At 72.7% G+C, this 5701-nt stretch carries 6 protein-coding genes; 2 read left to right on the plus strand and 4 right to left on the minus strand.

Annotated features, from left to right (window positions below; all coding sequences use genetic code 11):
- The 4 genes from IH13_RS0128720 to IH13_RS0128735 form a co-directional block, all read right to left on the minus strand.
- On the minus strand, window positions 1-700 hold a 700-nt coding region (locus tag IH13_RS0128720), incomplete at its 3' end, for an STM4013/SEN3800 family hydrolase (RefSeq protein ID WP_031088921.1).
- Between the two features lie 37 nt (window positions 701-737).
- On the minus strand, window positions 738-1958 hold the full coding sequence (locus tag IH13_RS0128725; protein ID WP_031088922.1) for an STM4014 family protein: 1221 nt from the start codon (window positions 1956-1958) through the stop codon (window positions 738-740).
- Window positions 1939-2916, minus strand: coding sequence for an STM4015 family protein (locus tag IH13_RS0128730; RefSeq protein ID WP_031088923.1), 978 nt, complete (start codon window positions 2914-2916; stop codon window positions 1939-1941). The genes IH13_RS0128725 and IH13_RS0128730 overlap by 20 nt, the downstream gene beginning before the upstream one ends.
- Before the next feature lie 82 nt (window positions 2917-2998).
- Entirely contained in the window at window positions 2999-3955 is a 957-nt protein-coding gene (locus IH13_RS0128735) for an STM4015 family protein (RefSeq protein ID WP_031088925.1), read from the minus strand.
- A 210-nt stretch (window positions 3956-4165) separates the two neighbouring features.
- On the opposite strand from IH13_RS0128735, the gene IH13_RS0128740 reads away from it, so the two are divergent.
- Both IH13_RS0128740 and IH13_RS0128745 read left to right on the plus strand, forming a co-directional pair.
- Window positions 4166-4492 carry a hypothetical protein gene (locus IH13_RS0128740; RefSeq protein WP_031088926.1) on the plus strand — a complete coding sequence of 109 codons (327 nt, stop codon included), beginning with the start codon at window positions 4166-4168 and terminating at the stop codon, window positions 4490-4492.
- 98 nt (window positions 4493-4590) lie between these two features.
- Window positions 4591-5592, plus strand: a complete 1002-nt coding sequence (locus tag IH13_RS0128745) for a DUF6745 domain-containing protein (protein WP_031088927.1) — start codon at window positions 4591-4593, stop codon at window positions 5590-5592.
- The last annotated feature ends 109 nt before the right edge of the window (window positions 5593-5701 follow it).

Consider the following 5701-nt stretch of genomic DNA (forward strand, 5'->3'; position numbering starts at 1 on the left):
CGGAGCAGACGATCGCGAAGCAGCGCCGACGGCTGCTCGCCGCGGCGAAGAGGCGCCCTATGTGCCGGTCCACGTACTCCAGGGCGGCGGCGTGGGTCTCCCGGGAATCCCCCGCGTCGGCGGTGGCACCGGGCAGGTGGAACCAGTTGGGCTGGTGCAGCGCCGACACGTTGACGAAGAGGAACAGCCGCTGCTCCACCGGGAGCCCGGCGACGATCCGCTCGGCACAGGCCACCTGTTCCTCGAAGGAGGTGGGGGAGGCGACGCCGAACTCCGGTTCCCAGTGGCTCTCCTGGAACATCGCGGGCAGTACGGAGCCCAGCGGCGGCCGGCGGTTGAAGAATCCGACACCGCCGACGCACACCGTGCGGTAGCCCGCGGCGGCGAGACCGGAGGGCAGGTCGGGGGTCTCGTGGACGAACGTGCCGTCCGCGGTGGACTCGCTGCCCGCGAAGCGCGCCGCGAACAGCCGGGGATGCGGACCGGGGGAGGCCGGCGTCGGCAGGAACCCGGCGAACATCGCCTGGTGGGAGGCGTAGGTGAAGCTGCCCGGTGCGTGCCGCTTCTCCCAGACGCCGCCCGGCAGGTGACGGGCGAGATGCGGGATGCGTCCCGCGGCGGCGAGCTCCTCGGCGACGTCGAAACGCAGGGTGTCCAGGGTGACGAACAGCAGGTCGTGACTGCCCACCACCGTGTTCATGTCGGGGTCGCGGGCGTCCTGGACGCGGGCCGCGGGGTCAGGGGAGAGGGATGACACGATCGTTCCTCACTTGGTCGTCGCCGGGCTTTCGTTTTGTGAGGGGCCGGTCATCGGCGGCACGCTGTTCCTGGCGGGCCGCTTCGGTCCGCAGGACGGCGGCGACCTGTGCCGCATAGGTGTCCATCCCTTCCGCGCCGCTGCCCGGCAGCCCGGTCAGACGCGGCAGGAGATCCCCGAAGGCGTTGACCTCGCCCACGGCGAAACGCCGCCAGCCGGTCGCCGGAAGCAGGTCGACACCGACGCAGAGGGTGCCCGGGAAGCAGGCGGCGGCCCGCTCGCACACCGCGAGCGCCTCGTCCCAGCTGCCGCCCGCCTCCTCGACCGAGGCCCGCACCTCGTCGAGGTCGCCCCGCGCTCCGCCCAGATGCAGATTGGTCATGGGGGAGCGGCTGGTCCGTACGACGGCGTGCGTCGCCCGGCCCGCGACCACCACCACCCGGAGGTCGGCGACCCGGCCGCCCCGTACGGACGCCTTCGGCAGCCAGCGCTCGACGTGCAGGCCGTCCGGCGCGAGGGCGTCGACGACCGCCCCCACTTCCTGCTCGGTCGTGCACCGGCGGACCCGGAGCGAGTTGAAGAGCCGGCCCGCCCCGTCCCGCTCCACGGACGTCGTGGCGCGCACGCGCCCCGGGCCGGCCGTCTCCACGGCCAGTACCCCGGAGGCCGACGAACCGTGGGCGAGCTTCACGAAGGCCCTCGGCATCCGGTGGTCCGCCAGCATCCGGCGTACGTCCTCCCAGCCCCGCACCGGGGGCGCGGCCGGACCGGAGGTGGGTGACTCCGGTACCGGGACCTCGGCGGTCTCCAGGACGGCGTGGCACAGGCGTTTGTCGAAGAGCACGGCGATGTCCTGCGGGTCGTCGAGCAGCACCGCACCCGCGGCGGCGGCCGTCCGTGCCACGTCCCTCACCGCGGCGGTGAAGCGGGTGTACCAGAGGGCCGAACCCTCCACCCGGGTCGGGTCGTCCACCCCGCGCAGCAGTCGTTCGACCTCCGGGTCCTCGCCGGGAGAGTCGATCCGGACCCGTTCCCCCGGGAGGAAGGCCACCTGGCCTTCCAGCACCTGCCGCCAGGAGACGGTCCGTGCCTGCGGCAGCCCGGCGGCCCGCACCGCGTCCTGGAAGAGGGCGACCCTGCGGTTGCCGGGGTTGCCGACGACCGCGAGGGCGGGCCCCGCGTTACTCGCTGACCACGACATAGCGCTCCTCGTCCTCCGGGTCCCAGTAGTCCGGTCCGGCGAGATCGACACGGACGCCGGCCGCGGCGCAGAGGGCGCGGACGCGGTCCACCAACGCTTCGCCGAGGTAGTGGTGGTGCAGGTCGAGCCAGGTCAGATGGGTCAGCGGCTGACCTTCCAGAAGCGCCCGGGCACCTGTGTCACCGAGGGTGCCCATCGACAGGGCGAGCGAGTCGAGCTGGGCTACGACGGGGGCGGAGGCGACGGCCACGGCGATCTCGTCCTGTATCTCGCTGTTCTGCACGCCGAGATGGCGCAGACGCGGGAAGGCGTTGCCCGACAGCACGGGCCGAAGGTCCTCGACCGTGGCGTCGCCGCCGTACCACTGGGTGCCGAGCCACAACTCCAGTCGCTCCAGGGCGGGCAGGTCCGACGCGCCCAGCGCACGGACCACATGGCCGGGCAGCCCGCCGGACTCGAAACGCAGCGACTTCAGCGCGCGGTGGGTCACCGGTCGGAGCCTCAGCGCCTCGCCCTCCGCGGCTTCGTCGCCGCACCCCCGCACGACCAGCTCCTCCAGGAGCGGGAACGCCTCGAACACCGGAGTGATGTCGCACATCGGCAGCCAGGAGACCTCGCACTCCTCACCGGTCACATCGGCGAGGAACAGGCCACGGAGCTGCGGGAACAGGCCGGCGTCGGAGACGAGCAGCTCAAGGACGGGGTGGAGGGGGGAGTACTCGTCATCCCACCAGGGCCCGATCAGCAGGGCGCGGACCCGGCTCGTGTCGACGGAGCCGAGGAATCGCTTCCAGAGCCCGGGGAAATCGGAGTCGTCCGGGTACTCCAGCCGCCAGGCGACGGAATCGGGCGCCGGCAGTGGCGACGCCTGCGGGGTCTTTGACGACGACGGAAGGGTGAACACCGGCAGCCCGTGGAACGCTTCCGGGTGCCCGATGTCGAGATGCTCGACGGTCATGCGCTCGTCCTCGGTCTCGTCCGGAGCAGGGGTGCCGGTGTGGGCGTCGGTGTCGGTGTGCTGGATCTCCGTCATCGCCGCATCACTCCGCGACCGTGGTGTAGCGGCCCGCGGCGCCGCGTCCGCCCCAGGGCTCGCACCGCTCGGAGAGATCGACGCGCACGCCGTGGGGGACCAGTTCGTCGCTGACCCGGCGTTCCATGGGCTCGGTCAGGAAATGGTGATGCAGGTCCAGCGCGCCGAGGTGGGTGAGCGGCTGGCCTTCGAGCAGTGCGGCCGCACCCTCGTCCCCCAGCGTGCCGGAGGAGAGGTCCAGCGTCCTGAGCCGGGCGACGACGGGGGCCGAGGCGATCGCGGCCGCGATCTCGTTCTGCAACTCGCTGTTGCACAGGCCGAGGTGGTGGAGGCGGGGGAAGCGGGTGCCGGAGAGCAGAGGCGCCAGGTCGGCCGGTGACGTGCTCCCCCCGTACGCGGACACACCGAGCCAGAGTTCGAGGCGCTCCAACGCGGGCAGTTCGCTGTCCACGACGCCGCGCACCACCTCCGCCGGCAGACCGCCGCTCTCGATCGTCAGCGCCCGCAGGGACGCGTGGGAGACCGGAGGGAACGCGAGGCCGGTGCCGCCCCGCACACCGAGCTCGGTCAGGCCCGGGAAGGCGGCGAGCAGGGCGGTGACGTCCGACTGCTCGATCCAGGAGATCTCGGCCTCCTCCATCTCCAGGTCTCCGACGAAGACCGCCTCCAGAGAGGTGAGACGGTCGGCGGCGGCTACGACGAGGCCGATGGGGAAGGAGGAATCCGCTTCGTACGACTCGCCCCACTGGCCGATGATCAGGGCCCGCACCCCGGCGGGGTCGACGGCGTCGAGGAAGGCGTCGAACTCCTGCTCCCACGTGTGGTTTCCCGCGTCGTCGTAGGGATCGACGCGGAGGCGCCAGGCGGCTTCCCCTGCCGCCGGCCGCGCGGCCCCGCCGGTCTCGCACCGGAAATCCACGGCCGGGAGGCCGAGCAACTCGTGCAGGTGTTCCACACCGGACATGGCACTGAGCTCCTGATACTGAGGACGATTGATGTCCGCCAGGTTTATCAAGCCCCACTGACAACCGGGCGGCCGGGCCCGGCCGCCCGGTCGTCAGCGACACGTCGGCAGCGGTGTCCGCGGTCCGCTGCCGGGCCCGTTGTCATACCCCCGCCGTAGCGTTCTGTGCATGGCCGGCGCAGCGGGTGCCGCCATGGAGGGGAGACGTCTGTGTACCGGCAGGGTGATGTGCTGATCATGCCTCTGGAGGAGCCGGCGGTGCCGGCCCAGTTCCTGAAGGCGCCGAGTGAACTGCGCGACGGGCGGGGGCGGCTGGTGCTCGCGCTGGGCGAGGTCACCGGTCACGCGCACGCGGTCCAGGGTCCCGGCCGGCTCCTGCGCGAGGCGGGCCCCTTCGGACCGATGCTGCTCCATCTCCCCGAAGGCGGTCGCGTGGTGCACGAGGAGCACGCCGCCATAGCCCTGCCCAAGGGCTGGTTCCGCGTGGTGCGGCAGCGGGAGTACGCGCCGGGCGCCGTCCGGATCGTCGCCGACTGACCGGAGCGCACGCGTGACACGGCGGGGCGCCGGCACGGACGAGGCGCCGTGCGGGTGATGTGGGGCAGGCAGAGACAGACGTGGGGACGGGAACACCGATGCAGTACGTGAACGAATGGCGGGCCGTTGCGGCGGCGACGGGTGCGGCGGACCGGGGCGCGGCCGAGGACGGGGTGCGGCTCGCCTACCGCCGCGCCGGACTCGCCGAACCGGAGCGGATCATCTGGGCCGACTCGCCGCCGGCGGCCGTCAAGGCGGTGGAGGAGCTGACCGACGCGGGACGCTCGGTGCGCGAGGAGGTCCGTACCCGGCCCTGGGCCGAGGAACGCCGCCGGATGTACGACGAGTTGGGCGCGGCCGGCTGGTCCGCCCTGTGGTCCGCCACCGGGGCCCGGCTGTGGGAGACCACGGCCGCTCTGGCCGAGCGCATACGGACGGGTGTCGTCGCCGAACTAGCCGACTCGCCCGAGGACGAGTCCGCCGTACGGCTCGTCCTGCTCGACGCGGTGCTCGGCCAGCACGACGCGGCCTGGCTCGCCGCGTTCGACGGCCGCGGTGACCGGCTGGCCGGGTTGGCTGGAGTCGCCAGGAACGCCGGCTGGTGGTGGCCCTACGAGCGAGCCGTGGTCATCAGCGAACGACCGGTCGCACTCCACCGCGACGAGGCGGGACGGCTCGACCGGGGGGACGGTCCGGCGCTCGCGTACCCCGACGGTTTCGCACTGCACGCCTGGCGCGGGATGCCCGTTCCGGCCGAATTCCTCGACGGACTGGCGACCCTGACCCCCGAGCGGATACGCGCCGAGGAGAACGCCGAACTGCGGCGCGTGATGCTGGAGTTCTACGGGTACGACCGTTACCTCTCGGAATCGGGAGCCGAGCCGGTGCACAAGGACGAGACCGGCGTCCTCTGGCGGATCGCCCTCGACGGCGACGAGGACGTCGTCATGGTCGAAGTGGTCAACTCGACGCCGGAACCGGACGGCAGCAGTCGCACGTACTGGCTGCGGGTCCCGCCCACGACGAGAACGGCGAAGGACGGTGTCGCCTGGACCTTCGGCCTCGACGGCGCGGAGTACGCCCCGCTGCGTCAGACCTGACGGCCCGCCGGGCCCGCCGCCGCGGCACGGTACGGACCGGACCTTCCGGCCCGGCCCGGGCCCGGTGGGCCCTCGGCCGGGCCGGGCACGGGCGGCCGAACGGGGACGG

It is taken from the genome of Streptomyces sp. NRRL WC-3549 (assembly GCF_000721935.1).
Lineage (GTDB): Bacteria > Actinomycetota > Actinomycetes > Streptomycetales > Streptomycetaceae > Streptomyces.